This is a genomic window from Planomonospora alba, assembly GCF_039534085.1.
GTDB lineage: Bacteria > Actinomycetota > Actinomycetes > Streptosporangiales > Streptosporangiaceae > Planomonospora_B > Planomonospora_B alba.
Map to the genome: position 1 here is coordinate 81314 of NZ_BAAAUT010000009.1, position 23045 is coordinate 104358.

General features: G+C 75.4%; 19 protein-coding genes. 8 read left to right on the forward strand and 11 right to left on the reverse strand.

Annotation, left to right across the window (positions count from 1 at the left end):
• Positions 1–92 precede the first annotated feature (92 nt).
• From ABD823_RS07380 to ABD823_RS07390, 3 genes are all read right to left on the reverse strand, one after another.
• Complete coding sequence (locus tag ABD823_RS07380; RefSeq protein ID WP_344857286.1) at positions 93–1058, reverse strand: urease accessory protein UreH domain-containing protein; 966 nt, start codon at positions 1056–1058, stop codon at positions 93–95.
• 214 nt (positions 1059–1272) lie between these two features.
• Complete coding sequence (locus ABD823_RS07385) at positions 1273–1920, reverse strand: response regulator (protein ID WP_344857188.1); 648 nt, start codon at positions 1918–1920, stop codon at positions 1273–1275.
• Positions 1917–3083, reverse strand: a complete 1167-nt coding sequence (locus ABD823_RS07390) for a sensor histidine kinase (protein WP_344857189.1) — start codon at positions 3081–3083, stop codon at positions 1917–1919. The genes ABD823_RS07385 and ABD823_RS07390 overlap by 4 nt, the downstream gene beginning before the upstream one ends.
• A gap of 125 nt (positions 3084–3208) precedes the next feature.
• On the opposite strand from ABD823_RS07390, the gene ggt reads away from it, so the two are divergent.
• The gene (gene ggt, locus ABD823_RS07395; RefSeq protein WP_344857191.1) at positions 3209–4981 is read left to right on the forward strand and encodes a gamma-glutamyltransferase; all 1773 of its coding nucleotides are present in this window, start codon (positions 3209–3211) and stop codon (positions 4979–4981) included.
• 117 nt (positions 4982–5098) lie between these two features.
• Here the strand turns inward: ggt and ABD823_RS07400 are convergent, their stop codons facing one another.
• Positions 5099–6556: a flavin-containing monooxygenase gene (locus ABD823_RS07400; RefSeq protein ID WP_344857192.1), complete on the reverse strand. Its 1458-nt coding sequence runs from the start codon at positions 6554–6556 to the stop codon at positions 5099–5101.
• A gap of 177 nt (positions 6557–6733) precedes the next feature.
• Positions 6734–6907: a hypothetical protein gene (locus ABD823_RS07405; protein ID WP_344857194.1), complete on the reverse strand. Its 174-nt coding sequence runs from the start codon at positions 6905–6907 to the stop codon at positions 6734–6736.
• Positions 6908–7073: 166 nt separating this feature from the next.
• On the opposite strand from ABD823_RS07405, the gene ABD823_RS07410 reads away from it, so the two are divergent.
• Together ABD823_RS07410 and ABD823_RS07415 are read left to right on the forward strand one after the other, a co-directional pair.
• Positions 7074–7886 (forward strand): SURF1 family protein, encoded by an 813-nt coding sequence (locus ABD823_RS07410; protein ID WP_344857195.1) that lies wholly within the window; start codon positions 7074–7076, stop codon positions 7884–7886.
• Positions 7887–7934: 48 nt separating this feature from the next.
• Positions 7935–8252: a DUF3817 domain-containing protein gene (locus tag ABD823_RS07415; RefSeq protein WP_344857197.1), complete on the forward strand. Its 318-nt coding sequence runs from the start codon at positions 7935–7937 to the stop codon at positions 8250–8252.
• Positions 8253–8327: 75 nt separating this feature from the next.
• Here ABD823_RS07415 and ABD823_RS07420 read toward each other — a convergent pair whose 3' ends face one another.
• The 4 genes from ABD823_RS07420 to ABD823_RS07435 all read right to left on the reverse strand — a co-directional run bounded on the left by ABD823_RS07420 (position 8328) and on the right by ABD823_RS07435 (position 12798).
• Entirely contained in the window at positions 8328–8519 is a 192-nt protein-coding gene (locus tag ABD823_RS07420; protein ID WP_344857199.1) for a hypothetical protein, read from the reverse strand.
• 106 nt (positions 8520–8625) lie between these two features.
• Complete coding sequence (locus ABD823_RS07425; RefSeq protein WP_344857201.1) at positions 8626–9219, reverse strand: hypothetical protein; 594 nt, start codon at positions 9217–9219, stop codon at positions 8626–8628.
• A gap of 79 nt (positions 9220–9298) precedes the next feature.
• The gene (locus tag ABD823_RS07430; protein WP_344857203.1) at positions 9299–10975 is read right to left on the reverse strand and encodes a protein kinase family protein; all 1677 of its coding nucleotides are present in this window, start codon (positions 10973–10975) and stop codon (positions 9299–9301) included.
• Entirely contained in the window at positions 10972–12798 is a 1827-nt protein-coding gene (locus tag ABD823_RS07435; protein WP_344857205.1) for a serine/threonine-protein kinase, read from the reverse strand. Before ABD823_RS07435 ends, ABD823_RS07430 begins: the two co-directional genes overlap by 4 nt.
• A 352-nt stretch (positions 12799–13150) precedes the next feature.
• Here ABD823_RS07435 and ABD823_RS07440 point away from each other — a divergent pair, with 352 nt between their 5' ends.
• Positions 13151–13840: a response regulator transcription factor gene (locus ABD823_RS07440; RefSeq protein ID WP_344857207.1), complete on the forward strand. Its 690-nt coding sequence runs from the start codon at positions 13151–13153 to the stop codon at positions 13838–13840.
• 158 nt (positions 13841–13998) lie between these two features.
• On the forward strand, positions 13999–17463 hold the full coding sequence (locus ABD823_RS07445) for a DUF4153 domain-containing protein (RefSeq protein ID WP_344857208.1): 3465 nt from the start codon (positions 13999–14001) through the stop codon (positions 17461–17463).
• Between the two features lie 60 nt (positions 17464–17523).
• On the opposite strand, the gene ABD823_RS07450 is transcribed toward ABD823_RS07445, so the two are convergent.
• Positions 17524–19215 carry a glycosyl hydrolase family 8 gene (locus ABD823_RS07450; protein ID WP_344857210.1) on the reverse strand — a complete coding sequence of 564 codons (1692 nt, stop codon included), beginning with the start codon at positions 19213–19215 and terminating at the stop codon, positions 17524–17526.
• A 332-nt stretch (positions 19216–19547) separates the two neighbouring features.
• On the opposite strand from ABD823_RS07450, the gene ABD823_RS07455 reads away from it, so the two are divergent.
• The 3 genes from ABD823_RS07455 to ABD823_RS07465 are packed head-to-tail and all read left to right on the forward strand — an operon-like array spanning position 19548 to position 22322.
• Positions 19548–20657 carry an alanine racemase gene (locus ABD823_RS07455; protein ID WP_344857212.1) on the forward strand — a complete coding sequence of 370 codons (1110 nt, stop codon included), beginning with the start codon at positions 19548–19550 and terminating at the stop codon, positions 20655–20657.
• 36 nt (positions 20658–20693) lie between these two features.
• Positions 20694–21080 carry a Rid family detoxifying hydrolase gene (locus ABD823_RS07460; protein ID WP_344857214.1) on the forward strand — a complete coding sequence of 129 codons (387 nt, stop codon included), beginning with the start codon at positions 20694–20696 and terminating at the stop codon, positions 21078–21080.
• A 30-nt stretch (positions 21081–21110) separates the two neighbouring features.
• Entirely contained in the window at positions 21111–22322 is a 1212-nt protein-coding gene (locus ABD823_RS07465; RefSeq protein WP_344857216.1) for a hypothetical protein, read from the forward strand.
• A 66-nt stretch (positions 22323–22388) separates the two neighbouring features.
• On the opposite strand, the gene ABD823_RS07470 is transcribed toward ABD823_RS07465, so the two are convergent.
• Positions 22389–23009, reverse strand: a complete 621-nt coding sequence (locus tag ABD823_RS07470; RefSeq protein WP_344857218.1) for a LysE family translocator — start codon at positions 23007–23009, stop codon at positions 22389–22391.
• Positions 23010–23045 lie beyond the last annotated feature (36 nt).

Consider the following 23045-nt stretch of genomic DNA (forward strand, 5'->3'; position numbering starts at 1 on the left):
TCGTCCTCCTCGCCGACGTCCCGCCGACAAGGCACAGATTCGCATGTGACCGATCGGACGCGGAGCGTAATCACCGCTTCCGTGGCGGGGATTTATCCGACGAAGTTCACGAAGCCCACGTACATCCCCATGGAGCAGACGTAGCGCAGCGTGCCCGGACCGTGCGGGGCGAGCCGTACGACCGCGGGGAGGACCACGTCACGGCCGTCGACGGTGAGCGTCCGGGTGCAGCCGGGGGCGCCGGAGAGACGGAAGACGAGCTCGACGGGCACCCCCGCGCGGGCGGTGACGACCCCCGGCCGGTAGCCGCGGCCCGTCGCCCAGACCTCGATCCGCTGGACGCCGCCGGCTCCGGCGGACGGGACCGCCGGCGCGGCCGCCGCCGCGCCGCCCGGGGCGGGCGTCCAGCCGCCCAGCCGCAGCCCGGAACCGGCCGTCCACACGCCGGCGACCAGCACGGCCACCCCCGCCACCGCCGCCGGCCGGCCCGTGGCCACCCGCCGCAGCACCAGGCCGAGCAGGGCGAACGCGGGCGAGCTGCCCACCGCGAACCCGGCCAGGGCCGCGGCCCCGCCCGCCACCGAGCCGGTGGAGACCGCCGCGGCCTCGACGCCGAGCGTGACCCCGCAGGGCACGAGGACCGTCGCGGCCCCCAGCAGCAGGGCCCGTCCCGCGTCCGGCGGCGCGGCGGCCCCGGGCGGCGCGTCCCCGGAGCAGGCGGCGGGCCGGCGGACGAGCATCCGGATCCCGAAGCAGGCCACCGCGATCCCGGTCGCGACGAGCAGCGCCGCCCGCGCCGCGGGGGACGGCCGGACGGCGGAGCCCAGCAGTCCCAGCAGCGCCCCGGCGGCCGTGTGGGAGGCGAGGCGCCCGGCCAGGAACAGCAGGACGGACCCGCGGCCCGAGGAGGGCCGGTGCTCCCGGGCCGCCCCGGAGGGCCCCCGGGGCGCCCCGGAGGCCAGCCCCGCCAGCAGCCCGCCCTGCACCGCCGCGCACGACGCGGTGCCCGCCACCAGCCCGGCGGCGAACCCCCCGGTGAACAGCGCGACCGCCTCCACGCTCAACGAACGCCCCCCGCCCAGGTGCCCACGGTCCGCACGCTAGCCGCCCCGGGAGGGCGCGAACAGTCACATTCCACTCACCGAGGGCTACGTCCGCGTGACCCCGGGCCCGCCCCGTCCGGGACCCCTCCGCCCCGGACGGCCGCGTCCTCGGGCCCGGCCGGGGCGGCCCGCCCGTGACCGGCCCCGTCCGCGGCGGCGCCGGGCGTCCTCAGGCCCAGCCGGGGCGGACCAGGCCGGACTCGTAGGCGATGACGACGAGCTGGGCGCGGTCGCGGGCCTGGAGCTTCGTCATGGCGCGGCTGACGTGGGTCTTGGCCGTGGCCGGGCTCATGAACAGCTCCCGGGCGATCTCGTCGTTGGTCATGCCCGTGCCGACCAGGGCGAGGACCTCGCGCTCGCGGTCGGTCAGCGCGGACAGGTCGAGCGCGGCGGCGGGCTCCTTGGCGCGGCTGGCATACTCGGAGATCAGCCGCCGGGTGACGCCGGGGGAGAGCAGGGCGTCGCCGGCGGCGACCACCCGGACGGCCTGGATCAGCTCGGCGGGCTCGGTGTCCTTGACCAGGAAGCCGCTGGCGCCGCCGCGGAGGGCCTCGAAGACGTACTCGTCCAGCTCGAACGTGGTCAGGATGACGATCCTCGGGCCGGGCGGCATGCGCCGGGTGGCGGTCAGGCCGTCCATGCCGGGCATCCGGACGTCCATCAGGACCACGTCCGGCCTGTGCTGCGCGGCCAGGGCGAGGGCCTCGGCCCCGTCGGCGGCCTCGCCGACCACGGTCATGTCGGGCTGGGCGTCGAGCAGCGCCCGGAACCCGGCCCGGACCAGGGCCTGGTCGTCGGCGAGGACGATCCTGATCACAGTGCCTCCTCCGGCTGTCCCGGCGCGGGCAGCCTGGCCTCGACGCGGAACCCCCGCCCGCAGGGGCCCGCGGTCAGCGTGCCGCCGAGGGCGGCGGCACGCTCGCGCATGCCGGGGATGCCGTTGCCGCCGCCCAGATCCCGGTCGGGGCCGGCGGCCGGCGGTCCGCCGCCGGAGTCGGTGATCCGGATCAGCAGCTCACCGGGACCGTACTCCAGCAGGACGGCGACGGTGGAGCCGGGGGCGTGCCGCCGGGCGTTGGTGAGGGCCTCCTGCACGATGCGGTACCCGGCCCGGTCCACGCCGGGCGGGAGCGGCCGCGCGCGGCCCGCGGTCTCCACGGTGACGGGCAGGCCGCTCCGCTCGACCAGCTCCTCCAGCCGGTCGAGCCCGGCGGTGGGGGAGCGCGGCGCCCCGTCGCGGAGCACGCCGATCACGGAACGCATCTCGGTGAGCACGTCCTTGGAGGCGTGCTTGATCGTGGCGAGCGCGGTGCGGGCCTGCTCGGGCTGGTCGTCGATCAGGTGCAGCGCGGTGGAGGCCTGCACGTGGATGAGCGAGATGTTGTGGGCCAGCACGTCGTGCAGTTCCTGGGCCATGCTCAGCCGCTCCTCGCTGGCCTGCCGCCGGGCCTCCTCCTGCGCGGTCCGCTCCTGCTCGGCCCGGTGCTCGGCCTCGGCCTTGCGGCGCTCGGCCTCGCGCTCGCGCCGGACCCGGACGAACTCGCCCCCCGCCATCAGGACGCCCATGACGGCCGCGATCGCGATGGAGTGCCACAGGCCGGGGCTGGGTACGGGCGCCAGCCAGGTGGTGTGCACGAGGAAGAACACGTAGTCCGCGGCGGCGGCGGTCCAGGCGGCCCGCCGGTGGCCGCGGAGGAGGGCGTTGAAGAGCGCGATGCCGGGGCTGAAGAAGATCGGCCCGTAGGCGTGGCCCCGGCTGACGAAGACGACCATCGTGGCCATGGTGAGGACCAGGGTGAGCACCGGCTGGCGGCGGCGCAGGGCCAGCGCGAGCCCTCCGCCCAGCAGCAGGGCGTCACCGAGCGGGTCCGCCGGGACGCTGCCCGGCTGGTTCAGCTCCGCCTGGGAGTTGGACGCGACCTGTACGGCTCCCACGATGATCGGGAGCAGCCGGTCGGTCCAGCGGGGTCGGGAGCGCACGCCAGCACCCTAACCCGCACCCCCGACCTGGGCGTCCTTCCGGTGACGGAGGAGCCGCTACATCTTCGGCGGTACAGGTGCTGACAACACTGACAAGTTGGGTAAAGCTCAGCGCGGGAGGACATATGATCACTCATCGCTCTGCCGTACCGCTGGTCGGGGTTCTGCTCGCCGGTTCCGCCGTGCTCACCCAGCCCGCCGCGGCGGCCCCGCCGGCCGAGACGGTCGGCGGAACCGGGAAGACCGGCAAGACGGCCGTCGCCGAGGGGTACGGCGGCGCGGTCTCCACCGTGGACCTCGACGCGAGCGAGGCCGCACTGCGGGTGCTGCGCCGCGGCGGCAACGCCGTGGACGCGGCGGTCGCCGCGGCGGCCGTGCTCGGGGTCACCGAGCCCTACTCGGCCGGGCTGGCCGGAGGAGGCTTCCTCCTCTACTACGACGCGCGGCGCAAGAAGGTCCACACGATCGACGGCCGCGAGACGGCCCCGGCGGCGATGACGGCGGCCTCCCTGGAGGGGATCCCGTTCGAGGAGGCCGTCACCAGCGGCCTGTCGGCCGGCGTGCCCGGCAGCGTGGCCCAGTGGGAGCTGGCGCTGCGCCGCTTCGGCACGCTCTCGCTCCGCCAGGCGCTGCAGCCCGCGATCGAGGTCGCGCGCAGGGGGTTCACGGTCGACCAGACGTTCCACGACCAGACCGCGGCCAACGCCGCCCGCTTCGCGGACTTCACCTCCACCGCGAAGCTCTTCCTCCCCGGCGGCGCGCCGCCGAAGGTCGGCTCGACCTTCCGCAACCCCGAGCTGGCCGAGACCTACCGCCTGCTCGGCCGGTACGGCCCCCGCTGGCTGTACGGCGGGCGGCTCGGCGAGGAGATCGTGGCCACCGTGAAGAGGCCGCCGGTGGCGCCCGGGTCCACCCGCACCGTCCGGCCGGGGCTGATGGAGCTGCCGGACCTCGCGGCCTACCGGGCGCTGGAGCGGCCGCCGACCAAGGTCTCCTACCGGGGCATGGACGTCTACGGCATGGCGCCCCCGTCCTCGGGCGGCTCCACGGTCGGCGAGGCGCTGAACATCCTCCAGGCGCTGCCGGAGGTCGGCCTGCACGAGTACCTGGAGGCCTCCCGGCTCGCCTTCGCCGACCGGGGGAAGTACGTCGGCGACGTGCCCGGCGTGCCCCTGCGGCAGCTGCTGTCCGACGGCTTCGCCAAGGAGCGCGCCTGCCTGGTCACCGAGCGGGCGATGGCGCACCCGGCCCCGGCCGGCGAGCCCGACGGGGACTACGGGCCGTGCCCGGCGGCCACCCCGGCGGCGACCGCGCAGCAGGCCCCCGAGGGGCCGGAGACCACCCACCTGGTGGTGGCGGACCGCTGGGGGAACGTGGTGGCCTACAACATCACCATCGAGTCCACCGGCGGCAACGGCATCGTCGTGCCCGGCCGGGGGTTCCTGCTCAACAACGAGCTGACCGACTTCACCTTCGGCCCGGCCCCCGGCGACCCGAACCTGCCCGGCCCCGGCAAGCGGCCCCGCTCGTCCATGGCGCCGACGATCGTCCTGGACGGCGGGAAGCCGGTGCTCGCGCTGGGCTCGCCCGGAGGATCCACGATCATCACGACCGTGCTGCAGATCCTGGTCAACCGCTGGGAGCTCGGCATGTCCCTGCCCGAGGCCGTCGCCGCGCCCCGGGCCACCCAGCGCAACACCGCCCAGACCCAGGCGGAGCAGGCGTTCATCGACCGCCACGGCGCCGAGCTGAGCGCGCGCGGCCACAGCCTGGCCCTCAACCCGGAGATCGGCGCGGCCACCGCGGTGGAGTTCCTCGGCGGGGGGAGGCTCCAGGCCGTCGCCGAACCCGCCCGCCGGGGCGGCGGCAGCGCCCTGGTGCTGGTCCCGGCGCGGTAGGCGGTCCGGGCCCCGTCCGGTCACGTCTGCTCCCGGTCCCGCCCGGTCCCGCCCGGTCCCGGTCCGGGTCCCGGTCCGGGTCCGGGGCGGCCGGCCCCGGACCCGGACCGGCGGGGCTCAGCGGATCAGCTCGTATGCCTCGGGCCGCACCCGCCGGGTCCGCGCCCAGTACTCGAAGGTGAAGCCCGGCCAGAGGGTCCGGTTGACGCCGCGGGAGTCGAGGTACCAGCTCCTGCAGCCGCCCTCGTTCCAGACGAGGGCGGAAAGGCGCCGCTGGAGCCGGTCGTTGAAGGCGCGCTGGGCCTCGGGCCGGACGTCCAGCGCCCTGGCCCGCGTCCGGGAGAGCAGCCGCAGGCACTCGATGATGTAGTGGACCTGGGACTCGATCATGAAGACGACCGAGTTGTGGCCCAGGCCGGTGTTGGGGCCGAGCAGGAAGAACAGGTTGGGGAAGCCCGAGACGGCGACGCCGTGGTAGGCCTCGATCCCGTCCTGCCAGGCGTCCTGGATCTTCCGTCCGCCCCTGCCGGTGATGCGCTGCTCGTTCAGCGCGTCCACGACCTTGAACCCGGTGCCGTAGACGATCACGTCGGCCTCGGTCTCCCGGCCGGAGGCGTCCACGATCGAGCCCTCCCGGATCTCGGTGATCCCGTCCGTCACGAGGTCGACGTTCTCCCTGGTGAGCGCGGGATAGTAGTCGTCGGAGAGCAGGATGCGCTTGCAGCCGATCGTGTAGTCCGGGGTCAGCTTGGCCCGCAGCGCCGGGTCGGGGACCTGCCGCTCCAGGTGGCGGCGGGCCATGGCCTCGTGCACCCTCATCAGGCGGGGGTCGACGGTGAAGCCGAGCGCGCGGGTCTCCAGCGCCCAGTAGACGGCGCTCCGCAGCGTGCGGGCGGCGCCGGGCAGGGCGAGCAGCCGCCTGGCCCGCTCCGGGAAGGCGAAGTCGGGCTTGGGCTGGATCCAGGGGGCGGTGCGCTGGTAGACGGTCAGGTGCGCGGCCCGCTCGGCGAGGTGGGGGACGAACTGGACCGCCGAGGCCCCGGTGCCCACCACCGCGACCCGCCTGCCCGCCAGGTCCACGGAGTGGTCCCATCCGGCCGAGTGGAAGGCCGGGCCGCGGAAGCGCTCCCGGCCCGGGATCTCCGGGAACGACGGGATGTGCAGGGCGCCGATGCCCGAGACGACCGCGTTGGTGGTGAACGACTCCCCGTCGGCGGTGCCGACCCGCCAGTGCCGGGCCGCGTCGTCGTACTCCAGGGAGACGACCTCCTTGCCGAACCTCAGGTGCGGGCCCAGGCCGTACTTGTCCGCGCAGGCCCGCAGGTAGTCGCGGATCTCCCGCTGCGGGGAGAACATCCGCGACCAGCGCGGGTTGAGCTCGAAGGAGAAGGAGTACATGTGCGAGGGGACGTCGCAGGCGCAGCCGGGGTAGGTGTTGTCCCGCCAGGTGCCGCCGAGCTCGCCGGCCTTCTCCAGGATCACGAAGTCGTGGTAGCCGGCTTCCTTCAGCTTGATCCCCATGCAGAGCCCGGCGAAGCCGGAGCCGATGACGGTGATGCCCGGGCGAGTCTTCATCCGCTCTCCTTATTGGACTTATAGTCCAATGTAGCGAGCGGGGCCGCCCGGCGTCCATCCCGGCACCGGGGAGACCGGCCGGTCGGTATGTTCCTGTGCCAGGGCACACGAAAAGCGCCGAGGGCGGTGCCGTCGGCGCGGGCGTACGGCGGGGCGGCCACGGGCCCCGCCGGGCGGTCAGAGGATCAGGTAGGCGGCGACGGCGGCGACGATCAGCACCGCGAGCACGGCCACCACGATCGGCACGACCGGGGAGCGCTTCTCCTGGGCCGTCTCCTCGGGGTCCTTCCGCTGCGCGAACGCGCGGAACTGCTGGGTGTTCCCTGCGGGGTCGATCTGGGGATCAGACATGGGGTCGACTTTATCGACAGATCGCGACTTTTCAACACGGGTTCCGGGAGCTCGGCGGGCGGACCCGCGCCCGCCGAGCTCCCGGGGCGCCCCCGGACTCCCGGCGGCACGGGCGTGGCGCGGTCCTGGGGACGGGACCGCGGTCCCGGCCGGATAGCGTTGTGCCATGCTCCGGATCCTGTTCTCTCCACGCGTGATGGTGCTCCACCTTCTCGCGGTCGGAGCCCTCGTCGTGTGCGGCCTGCTCGGCCGCTGGCAGCTCGGGGTCTTCGAGGACTCCGGCAGGCCGCGGTCCGCCCAGGACCCCGCCCCGGTGGCGGTGAGCACGCTCACCCTGCCCGGCAAGCACCTGACGAGCGACCTGGTCGGCCGCAAGGTGACGGCCGAGGGCTCCTACGACGCCTCCCGGCAGCTCCTGGTGGCCGGGCGGGACGAGGGACTGTGGATCCTCACCGCGCTCGACCTGGGCGACGGCACCGCGATCCCGGTCGTGCGGGGCGCGGTCTCCGCTCCCGGCGAACCGGCGACGGCCGTGCCGGAGGGGAAGGTGACCGTCACCGGGCGGTTGCAGGCGTCGGAGTCGGCCGACAGCGTGCCGCGCCGGGTCCGGAAGCTGCCCGAGGGACAGGTGCTGACCGTGTCGTCGGCGGAGCTGATCAACCGGTGGCAGGGCGTGAGGCTGCGCGACGGGTTCGTGGTCGCCACCGCCCAGTCGCCCGCCCCGGCCGTCGCCGCCGCGCCGGTCCCGGCTCCCCCGCCGACGGAGCCGGGCGGGCTGACCTGGCGCAACCTCGCCTACGCCGCCCAGTGGTGGATCTTCGGCCTGTTCGCCGTCTTCATGTGGTGGCACTTCGTGCGCGACGCCGTGCGCGGCGCGAAGGCGGCCCCCGGCGCGGGCGCGGAGCCGGGCGGGGGGTCCGGTGGAGACCCCGGCCCCGGGCCGGGCTCCGGCGGGCGGCCGAGTCCGGCCGCCGTCTGAGCCCGCATATCGTTGAACGTCCCGACTCCAGACCCCGAGGTAGACACCGTGGAATCCGCCCTCAAGCCCTTCCGCGTCATGGCGTACATCGTCGGCGTGATGCTGCTCGTCCTGACCGTGTGCATCGTGCTCAGGTACGGCTTCGGCATCGAGGGGCCGTCGAAGATCGTCTCCCCGATCCACGGCTTCCTCTACATGGTCTATCTGGTGACCGCGATGAACCTGGGCATGAAGGCCCGCTGGACGTGGCAGTACATCCTCGGCGTGATGCTGGCCGGCACCGTGCCGCTGCTCTCGTTCGTCTTCGAGCGCAAGGTCACCCGCCGCGTGGAGGGCGAGATCGCCGCCGGGACCGCCACCGCCTGAGCCGGGACCACCGCGGCCCGGCCGGTGGCGCCCCGCGGGACCCGTTCCCGGCGGGAACGGGTCCCGCACCGCCGCTCAGCGGCCGATGCCCCGCCGGCGGGCGCGCTTGAGCCGCTCGCGCTGGGACGGGTCGAGCATCATGTAGCCGACGACCGGGGCCGCGACGACGCCGAGGACGACCAGCAGGGTCAGCCAACCCGGCAGGAAGATCCACGAGAGCACTACGGCCGCTCCGGCGCCGATCGCGTACTTCTGGATGGGCGACATCCTCAACATCCTCCGAACGCGGAGCGCACGCCCCGCCTGGTGCCATTCTGCGTCGCCGGTTCAACGAGCGGGCCCCCGGCCGGGTTCCATTCGAGATATATCGCGGTTACCGCCCCGTGGCGGTGGTCCGGCGGCGCCCGGCCGGGGCCCGCTCCACCGGCACCGCGGCCGGCACGGGGATCCGGACCGCGTCCGCCGCGGTGGCCGCCATGGGAGCCCGGACCGCGTCCGCCACGGCCGGGACGCGCACCGGCGGGTCGGGCCGCCGCCCCTCGGCGGCCTGCCGCAGGGCGGCGCGTAAGGTGCTCTCCCCGAGCCGGTCGCGGGGCTCCTTCGCCAGTACGGCCAGCAGCACCGGGGCCAGGTCCCCGGCTCGGGCGGGCGGCGGCGGCTCCTGGGTGAGCACCGCTCCCAGGTGGCGACGGGGGCGTCGCGCCGGAACGGCCCCCGCCCCTCCACGGCGGCGCAGAGCGCCGCCCCCAGGGACCACAGGTCGGCGGCCGGGCCGTCGCCGGTGCCGCGCAGCCGCTCCGGGGCGATGTAGCCGGGGGAGGTGCGGGTCGAGCGTGACCTCCTTGACCGCGACCTCGCGCTGGAGCAACTCGTCCCGGGCGCGCCAGACCACGCCCGTCCCGCCCGCGCCGAGCCGTTCGACCGTCCGGTAGCGGCCCGCGAGCACGGGGAGGCCGCCGTCCGTCATCCGCTCACCTCGCTCGTCGGGGATCCGGTCCTCCGGAGGCCGAGGGGGGCCGAGGGGGCCCGCGCCGGACCGGCCACGGTCAGCCCTGGGTCTGCAGGGCGTCGGCGACCCAGCGGGCCACCTGCGTGGCGTTGCGCGCGACGCGGCCGTCGGCGTCGTCCTGGACGCCGCCCCGCTCGTACTCGACCTCGGCGACGAGGTTGCTGACGCGCAGCACCACGGTGACCCTGTAGGACCCGCCGTAGGAGGTGAGCTTCTCGTGGCCGCCCGTGATGAAGGCCTCCTCGCCGACGCCCTTGAGGTCCTGCGGCGGCAGCGGCTTGGAGTCGGCGGAGGCGGCCCGCTCGGAGACGTCCTTCTTCTTGCCGGCGAGGTACTCCCTGGCCCGCCGGACCTCCGAGCCGTCCCGCTCCTGGGCGACCAGCCGCACGCGCAGGTCGAACTTGTCGGAGTTCGGCGCGCGCCAGTCGCGGGTCAGCCAGTTGCACTCGGCGGTCTCGACCTCGGAGCTGTTGAACGCCGGGACGACCTCGGCGGCCTGCTCGTCGGTGAGCAGGCTGCAGGCGCGGGGGGCGGCGGCGAAGCGGCCCTTGTCCCCGGAGGGCGCGACGGACCCGTCCTCGCCGCCCTCCAGGACCGGGACGAGCAGGATGCCGATGGCGGCGGCCATGCTCACCAGCAGCACGCCGGTCAGCACCACGATGGAGCGGGGCACCAGCACGCCCGTCTGCGCGGCGGCGCGGCCCGCGGGGCGCCCGGCGGAGCGCGCGGTGGGACCGGTGGGGGTATCGGGCGGCCCGGCCGGGACGGGAGACGGCGCGGAGGCCGGTCCCCCGCCGGGCGGGCCGGTCGGCGAGGTCGGCGCGGCGGGGGGTACGGGGGCCGCGGCACCGGGCGGCGGGGCCTGGTTCCGGAACGGCACGGTCAGGTCGGGACCCTCCGGACGGCCGGGTGTTTCCGGACCGCCGGGTGTTTCCGGACCGCCGGGTGTTTCCGGACCGCCGGAACCCTCCTGGTGGCCGCGGTCCTCCGGAGGGCCGGGGAGCGCCTGCGGGCCGGCGGAGGGCTGCGGGGCAGGGAACGGCGGGGCGGCGTGCGGCGGGCCGCCCGGCGCCGGGAGCGGCTGCGGGAAACCGGGCCCGGCGCCGGTCGGGGAACCGGGGGCGGGCGGGGCGGCCCCGGGGACCGGCGCGGGCAGGCCGGGCACGGAGGGGGCCTGGGAGACCTCCAGCAGCAGGGAGCGCAGCTCGGCGAGGCCGGGGCGGAGCACGGGGTCCCCGGCCAGGAGGCGGACCAGGACCGGGCCGAGCGGACCCGCGTTCTGCAGCGAGGCGCCGGGCGCAGGCGGGCGGCCCTCGACGGCGGTGAAGAGGGTGGCGCCCAGAGACCACAGGTCGGCGGCGGGGCCGGTGACGCCCTCGGGGGCGGTGAAGACCGGCGAGCGCAGCGACGGCGCGGCCAGGACCACCCGGCCGTCCGGGCCGAGCAGCACGGAGCCGGGCCGGACGTCCCCGTGGGCCGTGCCGTGCCGGTGCGCGGACGCGAGCCCGTCCAGCACGGCCAGGCCGATCAGGGCGGCCCGGACCGGCGGCAGCGGGCCGCTCCGCCCGATCAGCGACTCCAGCGAGGTCTGCCCGGGGTCCGGCGGCCTCTGTCCTGAACCCCGGGGGGCGAGCGGGTCGTCCGCGAAAGCGCCGGAGACCGGCGCGGGACCGGCGTGCCTGCCCTGCGACCGGGAGTTGTCTGCCTGGTTCATCCAGCTGCCCTCTGCTTGTTCAACGCGTCCGCGACCCAGGTCGCTGCGGTGCGGGCGCCGCTCCGGATCGCGGGCCCGTCCCTGCTCTCGTCCACCACGGTGTAACCGACCTCGACGACCAGGTTGTCGACGCGGAAGGTCACATTGCTCTGCTCGAGCCTGCCGGTCCTGCGGTTCTCGTAGACGTCGTGGCCGAACGCCTCGTCCCCGACCTGCTCCACCGGGAGCGGGCCGGTGCTCCTGGCCGAGCGGGACGGGGCGGAGATCTCCTGCCACCCCCAGACGACCTGGCCGCTGGGGATGGTGAGGTTGCGCTGGTTGACGAACCGCTCGTGGGCCTGGCGCGGGCTCTTGCCCCACTGCTCGCCCTGGCCGACCGGGGTGACGGTCAGTCCCGCACCGGGGGTCGCCCACTCGCAGCCGCCCGTTCCGGTCGGCTTCCCGGCGCCGGTCAGCGCGGGGAGGAGCTGCTTGACCTTCTCCGCGGGGAGCAGCGCGCACAGGTCCACGGGGACGGTGAAGGCCCCGGGCTTCTCGCTGAGCCGTACGGGCGGGGGCGGCTCGCCGGCGGCCGAGACGAGGTGGCCGACGCCGAGGGCCGCCCCGATGACCGCCGCGATCCCGCCGATCTCCACGGCGGCCCAGACGAGCGCCCGCCTCCTGCGGGGCTCCGGTGCCGCCGCCTGCCCGGCGGGCGCCGCGGCCGGTGCGGGACCGGCCCCCGGGGGCTCCGCCCCGGGCGTCCCCGCTCCGTACCGCTCAGGTCCGGGATCGGCGGGTCCGGTGGGCTCCGGACCGGTGGACCCGTGTCCGATGTGCTCGTGTCCGGCGGGTCCGTGCCCGGAAGGTCCCTGTCCGGAAGGTCGCTGTCCGGAAGATCCGTGCCCGGAAGATCCGGGGCCGGTGGAGGAGAGGTCCGGGGCGCCGGGGGCCGCCGGGCCGTACGGGGAGGCGGCGGGTCCGGCGGGACCGGCCGGATCCGCAGGGGCGGCGGGCGCGGGGGTCGCGAACCCCGCGGGCACGCGGCCGAGCGCGACCTCCTCGAGCAGCCGGGAGACGGCGTCGAAGGACGGCCGGGCCGCCGGAAGGGGGTCCAGCATCGCCACCAGCACCGGGCCCAGCGCACCCGCCCGCCCGGGCGGGCGGGGCGGCTCGGTGAGCACCCGGCTGATCGCGCCGACCGGTGTGTCGGCGGGGTGCGGGGGCACGCCCTCGACGGCGAAGTACAGCGTGGCGCCGAGCGACCACAGATCGGAGTACGGCCCGCCGCGCTCGCCGCGCAGCCGTTCCGGGGCGATGTAGTTGGGGGAGCCGACCAGGTGGCCGGTGCTCGTGGCGCCGCTGTCGCCCTCGGCGACGGCGATGCCGAAGTCGGTGAGCACGGCCTTGCCGTCGCGCGTGAGGAAGACGTTGCCCGGTTCGACGTCCCGGTGGACGACGCCGGCGGAGTGCACGGCGGACAGCGCGTCCAGGACGCTCAGTCCCGCCCGGGCCGCCCGGGCGGGCGGGAGCGGGCCCTCCTCGTGGACGGTCCGCTCCAGGGAGGCCCCCGACAGCAGCTCCATGACGATCCACGGACGGCCGTCGTCGACGACCACGTCGTGGATGGTGACGATGGACGGATGCTTGATCCGGGCGGCGATGTTGGCCTCACGCAGCGCGGCGGCGTAGAGTCCCTGCCGCCGCCGGGGCTCCACGCCGGGGGGCAGCCGCAGCTCCTTGATCGCCACATCGCGGCGGAGCGTCTCGTCGGAGGCGAGCCACACGGTGCCCATCCCGCCCTCGGCGAGGGGGTTGAGCAGGCGGTAGCGGCCCGCCAGCACTCGCGTGTCGATTCCTGCTCACCTCGTTCACCGTCGTCTCGCGCACAGAAACATAACCACTTAGCGGGACATGGACCAATGAACAGGTCTTTTCGCCGACTCGCCGTGACCACCCTGTGCCCTGCGGGCGGCCGGACGGCCTCCGCGGTGCCTTCCCGGTGACTTCGCGGCCGCCCCGCGGCGACTGCGCGGTGTCCTTCCGGTGCCCGCTCCCGCGCGGGGCGGCCGCCGGGCCGGGATCCGAAAGGAGGGCGGCGCGGACCGGCGCCTGCTCCGGGGTCCGCCCCGAGGTGCGCGGAATCTTCACAATTCACCGCGATCCATCTGCACGGCCCGGCCCTAGGCTCCCGCTATGACGATCCCCCAGCAACGACGCGTCCTGGTGGTCGAGGACGACGAGACGATCGCGCGGGCCGTACGGCACCGCCTCGCCGCGGAGGGCTTCGACGTGCGGGTCGCCGGGGACGGGACGCAGGCGCTGGCGGCCTACGCGAAGGCCGAGCCGGACGTGGTGATCCTCGACCGGCTCCTGCCCGGCCTCGACGGGCTGGAGGTCTGCCGCCGGATGCAGGCGGCCCGGCCGGTCCCGGTGCTCATGCTCACCGCGCTGGGGGAGGAGACCGACCTGCTCGTGGGCCTCGGCGTCGGGGCCGACGACTACATGACCAAGCCGTTCAGCATGCGCGAGCTGGTCGCGCGGGTGCACGCGCTGCTGCGGCGGGTGGAGCGCGCCTCCCAGCTGGCGGTGGAGGACTCCGTCGTCCGCGTCGGCGACGTCGAGATCGACACGGCGGAGCGGCGCGTCTACGTGACGGGCGAGGAGGTCAGGCTGACCCGGACCGAGTTCGATCTGCTCCGCAGGCTCGCGGAGCGGCCGGGCCAGGTCTACGAGCGGGAGCGGCTGCTCGCCGACATCTGGGGCTTCTCCGAGGCCGCGGCCACCCGGACCGTCGACAGCCACGTGCGGGCCCTGCGCCGCAAGCTCGGCCCCGGCGTCGTCCGGACCGTCCACGGGGTCGGCTACGCGCTCGTCCGTCCCTGACGGCGGGGGCGCGGCGGGCGCCTCGGCGGTGAGGTCCCGTGAGCGCCTCGGCGGTGAGGCCCGGCGGGGATGATCGACGCATCGATATCTATTTGAGTCCATATCGGGCGAACCGCTCATCACCTCGCTCACTCGAACACTCCGGAATGCGAGACATCATGAGACCCAGAGCCGCGGCCGCCCGGCGGGAGAACGGCTCCCCCGCGGCGGGCACCGCCCGCCCGTCCCCCGCCCCGCAGGGCTCCCGTCCCGGGGAGGGCCGGGACGAGCGCCCGCTCCGGGGACCGCGCGGGGCGCCGCGCCCCCTGGACTTCCTGGGCCGGATCAAGATCAAACTCGGTGTGGTGATCCTGCTGGCCGTGGCGGCGGCGTTCGTCGTCAACGAGGTGGGCATCAACGCCGGCTACTCGCGCAACACCCGGATCGCGGTGGCCGTGGCGCTCGCGCTCGTCATGGTGCAGCTGCTGGCCAGGGGCATGACCAGGCCGCTGCGCGAGATGGCCGCCGCCGCGCAGACCATCGCCAAGGGCCGCTACGGCCTGCGCGTCACGGCGACCTCCCGGGACGAGGTCGGTGAGCTCGCCCGCGCCTTCAACGCGATGGCGGCCGACCTGGAGGAGGTCGACCGGCAGCGGCGGGAGCTGGTCGCCAACGTCAGCCATGAGCTGCGCACACCGATCACCGCCCTCCGCGCGGTGCTGGAGAACGTGGTGGACGGGGTCTCGGAGCCCGACCCGGTGACGCTCGGCACGGCGCTCGCCCAGACCGAGCGGCTGGGGCGGCTGGTCGCCCAGCTGCTCGACCTGTCCCGGCTGGAGTCCGGGGCGCGGCTGATCGAGGCCGACGACGTCGAGCTCCGCCCGCTCTGCGACCAGGCGCTGCGCGAGGCCGTGCTCGCCCGGGAGGGGGTGACGGCCCGGTGCGAGGTGCCGGACGGGCTGGCCGTGCGGGCCGACGCCGACCTGCTGGCGCAGGTGCTGGCGAACCTGCTCGACAACGCCGTACGGCACAGCCCGGAGGGCGGCGTGGTGGTCCTGTCCGCCCGGCCCGAGGGGTCCGGGGTGCGGCTGCGGGTGACCGACCAGGGGCCGGGCATCCGCGAGGAGGACCGGGCCCGGGTGTTCGAGCGCTTCTCCCGCCTGGACGCGGGCCGGGCCGCGGACGAGGGCGGCGCCGGGCTGGGCCTGGCCATCACCAAGGAGATCGTCGAGCTCCACGGCGGCTCCATCCGCGTCGAAGACGGCGTCGGCTGCCGGATGGTGGTCGACCTTCCAAGGAGGATCACGATGACCACCCCCGAACCCTCCGGCGGGCCCGGAGCCGGGGCCCCCGCTCCCGGCGGACCCGTGACGGACGCCGCCCCAGGGGCGGCGGTCCCGGGAGCCCTCTCTTCCGGGAGCGCCCCGCCCGGCGTGCCCGCAGCCGTGCCGGACGCCCCCTCCTCTCCCGCTCGGGACGCGGCCGCCGCGTCCTCCGGCACGGAGGAGCCCGCGGGCACCGGCCGGGGCGGAGCCCGGCTCCCCGCCCCGGCCGGTGCGGTGCCCGCTCCCGACCCCGGTCCCGTTCTGGGAACCGGTGCGACGCAGCAGGAGGGAGAACCCCGGCAGGGGGCTGCGGCCCGCCCGGCGCCTCCGGTCCATCCGGTGCCGCAGGCTCCGCCGGGCGCGCCCCGGCCCGTGGGGCCGGGGACCGGCCCCGGGAGCGGACGGGTCCGGCAGGCCCCGGTCCGGCGGAACTGGGCGGGCGCGGTCGGCGGGGTCCTGCTCGGCGGCCTGGCCGGGATCACCGCGGGCGTGCTGCTGGGACTGGCCGTCGGGGCGTTCTCCCCGGAGCTCGGCATCCTGACCGGGCTGGGTGCCGTGCTGGTCGGTGCCTTCGCCGGCACGGTCATCGGGGCCACCCTGCCCGACGGGACGTGGCAGGCGCACCACGGCGCGGGCCCGGTCCCCGCGGATCCGGGGTCCGCGGCGGGGGCGGCTTCCCCGGCACCCGCGAGCCCGGCGCCTGTGAGCCCGGCGCCTGTGAGCCCGGCACCCGCGAGCCACGGCCCCGCGGATCCGGCGTTCCCCGGAGGGGCGGGCGGCCCCGCGGACCGGGCCGCCGGCGCCCCGCCGCCCGGCGGGTACGTGGCCCCGCCGGTGCTCCCGCGCCCGGAGCTGCCGGACACGCCGAAGTGGCTGCTGGCCGCCTGCGCGGCCGTGGGCCTGCTCGCCGCGCTCGCCCTGCCGTACAGCTCGGTGGGGCTGGGGTTCGCGCTGGTGGCCGTGGCCATGGGGATCGCGGTGCTGCCGGCCGCCCGCCGGCGGATCACCCCCTGGTCCGCGGTGATGGGGCTGATCGCCTACGGCCTGGTCGCGGTGGCGCTCGTGCGGGACGCGGACTGGCTCGTCGGGCTCTCGCTCCTGGCCGGGTTCGCGATGGCCGCGCTCGCCCTGTCGGGGGCCGGGCGCGGCTGGCTCGGGGTGGCCCGGGGCGCGGCCTCGGTGGTGCTGGGGCTGCTGCCGACGCCGTGGTTCCTGGCGGCGTCGGCGAGGGGGCCGGTGAAGAACCTGGCGACCCGCCGGGTGGTGCCCACGCTGGTCGGGCTCGGGCTGACCGTGGTGCTGGTGGCGGTCTTCGGCGCGCTGTTCGCCTCGGCGGACGCGGTGTTCGCCCGGACCGTGGAGCGGCTGCTGTTCTCCCAGGACTGGGTGGAGACGCTGCCGCTGCGGGTGGTGACGTTCGCGGTCGCCGTGGCGGTGGTCGCCGCGGCCGTCCTGGTGGGCCTGCGGCCGGTCGCCGAGCCGGAGTGGCCCAGCCTGCGCCTGCGCGTCGGCCGCGGCCTGTGGGTGACCCCGCTGGCGGCGCTCAACCTGCTGTTCGGCGCGTTCGTGGCGATGCAGCTGACGGCGCTGTTCGGCGACGCCGACTGGGTGGTGGCGACCACCGACCTCACCTACGCCGAGTACGCCCGCTCCGGCTTCTTCCAACTGGTCGTCGTCAGCGTCTTCGTGCTGGCGATCGTGGCGCTGGCGGCGGGGGCGGTCGAGACGCCGGGCCGCGACCGCTGGCTGATGGCCGTCCTGCTCGGCCTGCTCTGCGCGCTGACCATGGTGATCCTGGCCTCCGCGATGTACCGGCTGGACCTGTACGTCGACGCCTACGGCTTCACCCGGCTCCGCGCGTCCGTGTGGGCGGCCATCTGGTGGCTCGGCGGCGTCTTCGCGCTGGTCCTCGCCGCAGGCGCGCTGCGGCTGCTGCGGCGCGGCACGTCCTGGTGGCTGCCCCGGGCGGTGGTCGTGATGACGGGCGCCGGGCTGCTGGCCTTCGCGGTGTGGAACCCGGACCTGCGGGTCGCGGAGTCCCAGCTCGCCGTCCGGGGGGTGGACCGGTTGGACCACGCCTACCTGGGCGACCTGGGGGCGGAGGCCGTACCCGCGCTGGACCGGCTGCCGGAGCCGGTGCGCACCTGCGTGCTGATGGACGTGACCCGGGCCAACCGGCTCCACCGGCCGGACCCGTGGAACGGCTGGAACCTGGCCAGGGAGCGGGCCAGGGAGGTGCTGGCCGCCCGGCCCGTCCCGCCGGGGCCCTCCTTCTGCGCGCAGGAGTCCTCGTCCCGGCTCGTCCCGGACCAGGACTGATCCGGGCCCGGGGCCGGCCGCGCTCCGCCTCCGGCGGGACCGCGGCCGGCCGTACGGGGGTCAGGGCACCCAGTGGTTGCCGGTCACGGTGATCATGACCTGGAGCTGGATGCTGGCGGCGTAGTAGCTGTCGGTGGAGATCGGGGTGGCGAGCATCTTGTTCCAGAGCGCGTCCAGCCACGCCTGGCTGCCGGAGTCGGTCATCGCCGCCACCGCGAACGGCGCGGAGAAGGCCGGGGAGGTGTAGTTCACCAGCTGGCCGCCGTCGAGCCGGTAGCCGGCGACGATCCGGTCCGGATCGCCCCCCGTCCTGCCCTTGATCCAGGAGTTCAGCTTCCGTGCCGCGGCCAGGGAGGCGGCGTCTCCGCTCGTCACCGCGTCGTTGCCGATCCGCCACGGGACCCGGCAGGCGTTCCACCAGTAGTCGCCGTCGTTGGCGCTCTCCAGCACCTCGCCCGGGGCGGGCCTGGCGGTGGTGTCCGTGTCGACCACGAAGTCGGGCAGCAGGCCGGTGCCCGGCGCGTACTTGGACTGCATCGAGGCGATCAGCTTCTGGTGGTTGGCCCGGACGGTGTCCCAGGTGGCGTCCCCGGTCGCCTTCCGGAACGCCCGGAAGTGGTCGATCATCCAGTCGGAGGGGCGGCTGATCCAGTAGTGCTCACCGCCGGAGCTGCTCCAGTCGCCCAGCTTCAGCAGCTTGGTCGTCGGGTTGAGCTCACCGGCCTTGATCGCGTTGATGTGCCTGATCGCGAGCCGCCTGTAGTCGTAGGTGCCGGAGCTGCCCCACTGGCGGTCGGCCATGAGCAGGGCGTAGGCGACGTCCAGGTCGCCGTCGGTGGCGGAGTCGCCGCCGTTGACGCTCCGGCAGGCGGTGTCCTGCTCGGCGGCGAGCAGCCCCGGGGTGATCGAGGAGGGGTGGTCGAGGACGTACTTCAGCAGGCCGTCGAAGATCTTCTTGGCGTCGGGGTCGGCCCCGGCCATGGTCGCGGTGACGACCATGCCGTACCCCTGCGCCTCGGCGACGTAGGGGTGGTCGGCGTCGGGGGAGATGATCTGGTACCACCCGTTCCCGCAGTTCTGCCGGACGAACGCGGCCTTCCAGCGGTTGTAGTAGTCGATCACCTTCTGGTCGAGGGAGGCCTGGCTCCCGCCGGGCCGTAGCATCCCGGAGGCGTAGGGGACGGTGTGGCCGCCGAACGGCACGCGCGGCCCCGAGGCGGTCGGCGTCGGCGACGGGCCCGGGCCGCCCGCGTCGCCGTAGACCTGCATCTCGTACAGCGAGTAGCCGTAGGGGGTGCCGCGGCCGGTGCCGTACATCCGGACGTAGCGGCCGGTGCCGGAGACGGCCAGGTCGTCCACGCCGCCGTCGCCGGCGGCGGTGGCGTGGACGTCGCGCCAGGAGGAGCCGTCCGCCGAGACCTGGATCCGGTACGCCCTGGCGTAGGCGGCCTCCCAGTGCAGCCTGACCCGGGTGATCGAGGCGGGGCGGCCGAGGTCGACGCGGAGCCACTGGGGGTCGGAGCCCTCGGCGGAGGCCCAGCGGGTGGAGGCGTCCCCGTCGAAGGCCTTGGCGGGCAGGAGCGTGGCGTCCTCGTTCGAGGAGGAGGCCGCCGGCCGGCCCTGGGAGAGCAGCGTGTCGGCGGCGTGGCCCGGGGACGCGGCCAGCACGGACGCCGGCGCGATCAGTCCCAGTGCCAGGGCGAGGAGGGGCAGAGGACGGTGGAGCCGCCGCGGGCGCGGTCTCGCGTGCATGGGAGCCCTCTCTGTCGTCGGGTAGCCCGGCATGGCTAGTTAGGAAAGGTTCCTAATTAAGGGAAGATGCCACCATTCCTGACATCTCGCGGTCAAGGGGGAGGGGGGCCCAAATTCCCCGGAGCGGCGCGCCCGCGGTCTCCCCGCCGGATTTCGCCGGATCCTCGCCGGGTTCCCACAGCTCAGCGCGGCCCCGTCCGTCCCCGCCCTCCGCCGGGACCCGGTCCCGGTACGGCCCGGCCGTCCGGTCGCGGATCCCGCGGCCCCCGCGGACGGATAGGGTCCTTGTCCGGACAGGGCACGCAGGCATCGCACGCACCGTGGGGGAGCCGATGAAGGGGATCGTGGATCTCGACGCGGCCGTGGGGTCGTCGCTGTTCGGCGGGGCGTTCACCTTCCCGGTGATGACCGCCCGCCGCAGCGCGCTCCGGCACAACATCGACACGCTCGCGGCCTTCGCGCGGGACCACGGCATGCTGCTCGTCCCGCACGCCAAGACGACCATGTCGCCCGAGCTGGTGGCGGCCCAGCTGGGGGCGGGGGCCTGGGGCCTCACCGTCGCCACCCCGAGCCAGGCGCTGATCCTGCGCTCCTTCGGCGTCTCGCGGATCCTGATCGCCAACCAGGTCTTCGACCCGGCGGGGCTCGACGCCCTCGCGGCGCACCTCGCCGAAGACCCCGCCTTCGAGCTGCTCTGCTTCGCCGACTCGGTGGCCGGGATCGAGGCGCTCTCCAAGCACGCCGGGCCCCGGCCGTTCCGGGTGCTGGCCGAGCTCGGTCACACCGGCGGGCGGGCCGGGTGCCGGACCCTCGCGGACCTGCTGGAGGTCGCCGCGGCGGCCCAGGCCGCGCCCGGCGTGGAGCTCGCGGGCGTCGCCGGCTACGAGGGCACGCTGGCCGCCGCGGAGGAGGTCCGGGCCTTCCTGAACCGGCTGCTGGAGGCGCTGGAGCACCTGCGGGTCGCGCGGCCGATCCTGTCGGTGGGCGGCAGCCAGTGGTTCGACGTGGTCAGCCGGGAGCTCGCCGCCTGCCAGGCGACCATCATGCTCCGCAGCGGGGCCTACGTCTCCCACGACGACGGCCACTACCGCGAGCACACGCCGTACAACCGGATCGGGGGCGAGCTGCGCGCCGCGCTGGAGGTCTGGGCGCACGTGCTCTCCGTTCCAGAGCCGGGTCTGGTGATCGCCGGCCTCGGCAAGCGCGACGCCCCGTACGACGAGGGGATGCCGATCCCCAAGGGCCCCCTCGCCGGAGCCGAGGTGGTCAAGCTCTACGATCAGCACGCGGTGCTGCGGACCGCGCCGGACACGCCGGTGCGGCCGGGGGACCTGGTGCCGTTCGGGATCTCCCACCCGTGCACCGCCTTCGACAAGTGGCGGGTCATCCCGGTGGTCGACGACGACCACGTGGTCGTCGACCTGATCCACACCTACTTCTGACCTTCCTTCCAGATCACCGAGAAGAGGACGGGTGACATGAGCGAGAAGCTCGAGCTGCGGACCGACGAGGGCGCCGCGCCGGTCGGGGCCTACTCGCAGGGCCTGGTGGTCGGCGACTTCGTCTACACCTCGGGCATGGGCCCGCTGGACCCGGTCACCGGGGAGGTCGTCGGCACCGACGTGGCGGAGCAGACGCACCAGGTGATGCGCAACCTCGGCGCCATCCTGGCCGCGCACGGCCTGGGCTTCGACGACGTGGTGAAGTCGACGGTGCACCTGCAGCACCTCAAGCGCGACTTCGGCGCCTACAACGAGGTCTACAAGTCCTACTTCACCAAGCCCTACCCGGTCCGCACGACCGTCGGCTCCGATCTCATGGACATCCTCGTCGAGATCGACTTCGTGGCCTACAAGGGGCGTTAGGGCCCGACCGACTGCGCACGGGGAGACGGTTTGGACAGCTCTGTCTACGTCCACGTCGAGGACGTACGGGGGGAGGGCCTCGGGCCGGTCCTCGACCGGATCGCCGGGTACGGCGTGACCGGCGTGACCGCGGCCGCGGCCTGCCACCGCACCCGCGACGTCACCCCGCACGGGGCCTCCCGCGTGACGGTCCGCGGGGACGGCGTGCACTTCACGCCGCCCGAGGACCTGTTCGGCGAGCTGCGCCTGGTCCCGCCGGTCCAGGCCGGGGCCGAGCGGGAGCCGCTGGCGGAGCTGCGCCGTGCCACCGCCGAGCGGGGGCTCCGGCTGCACGGCTGGGCCGCCTTCCTGCACAGCCCCGCCCTCGGCGGGACCGCCCCCGACGTGACCGTGCGCACCTGCTTCGGCGACCGCGGCTCGACCGCCGACCTGTGCCCGTCCCACCCCGACGTCCGCCGCTACGCGGTGGCGCTGGGCCGGGCCGTGGCGCGCCAGGGCGTCGACAGCGTGGTCGCCGAGGGACTGCACTTCGCCCCGTTCCCGCAGGGCTGCCCGCACGACCGGAACTTCGTCCCGCTCGGCCCGATGGACGCCTTCCTGTTCGGGCTCTGCTTCTGCGACTTCTGCCTGGGGCGCGCCGCGGACCTCGGCGTCAACGCCGAGGCCGCCCGCCGGGAGTGCGCCCGGATCGTGGGCGGCGTGCTCGACGGCGACCCGCCCGCCCAGGGGGAGGTGACCCGGGCGGCGCTGACCGCCTACGCCGGTCCCGAGGTGGTCGCCTACGCGCGGGCCCGCTCCGAGACGGTGACCTCGCTGGTCTCCGAGGTCTCGGCGGCCGTCGCGGCCGAGGGCTCCCGGCTGGTCTTCCTGGACGGCACCGGAGCGGCCAAGGGCTCCGCCGACGGGCTGCCCTCGCCGGGCCTGGCCGCCTACGACGCCTGGCAGCTCGGCGTGGACCTGGTCGCCCTGGGCGACCTGGTGCCCTCGCTCGGCGTCCTGGCCTACGCCCGCGACGCCGCCCGGATCGCCGACGACGTGGGGGCCTACCGCCGCTCGACCGGCAAGGACCGGGACCTGCGGGTGGTGCTCCGGCCCGGCCCGCCCGACACCGACTCGGCCGACCGGCTCGCCGCCAAGGTCCGCGCCGTCCGCGCCGCCGGGGCCGGCGCGGTCGACTTCTTCGCCTACGGGCTCCTGCCGTACCCGGTCCTCGACCGGATCCCCGGCGCCCTGTCGTCCTGAGGCCCCGGGGACTCAGCGCTCCCGGCCCGGTGGCCCCGGCGGTCAGGGGGCGTCCGGCGAGGGCGGTCAGGAGGGGCGTCCGGAGAGGGCGGTCGCCACGCCGAGACCGAGGTAGACGACGCCGCTCACCCGGCCCAGCAGCCCGGCCCGCTCCCGCAGCAGCCGGCCGATCGCGCCCGCCCCCGCGGCGTAGACCAGGTTGGAGCACAGGCCCAGCGCCAGCAGCGTCCCGCCCAGCACCGCCACCTGCAGCGGCACCGCCCCCGCCGCCGGATCCACGAACTGCGGCAGGAACGCCAGGAAGAACAGGATCACCTTGGGGTTGAGCAGGTTGACGACCATCGCCTCCAGGAAGACCGCGCGCAGCGGCTGCGGAGCGGTCTCCCCCGGCTGCGGCCCGCCCCCGCCCCGCAGCGCCCGCACCCCCAGGTAGACCAGATAGGCCGCCCCGGCCCACCTGACCGCCTCGAACAGGACCGCCGAGCGTGCGACCACGTAGGAGAGGCCGGCCGCCGCCGCGGCGATGTGCACGAGCGTGCCCGCCTCCACGCCGAAGGCGCTCGCCAGCGCGGCCGCCCGGCCCTGGGAGACGCCGCGGGCGGCGATGTAGAGGTGGTTCGGCCCGGGGACGAGGACCAGCGCCAGGGACGCCGCGGCGAACAGCAGGAACGTGGACATCGAGACCATGCCCCGACCATAGGGGCGGACGGTGGCCCCGCAGGA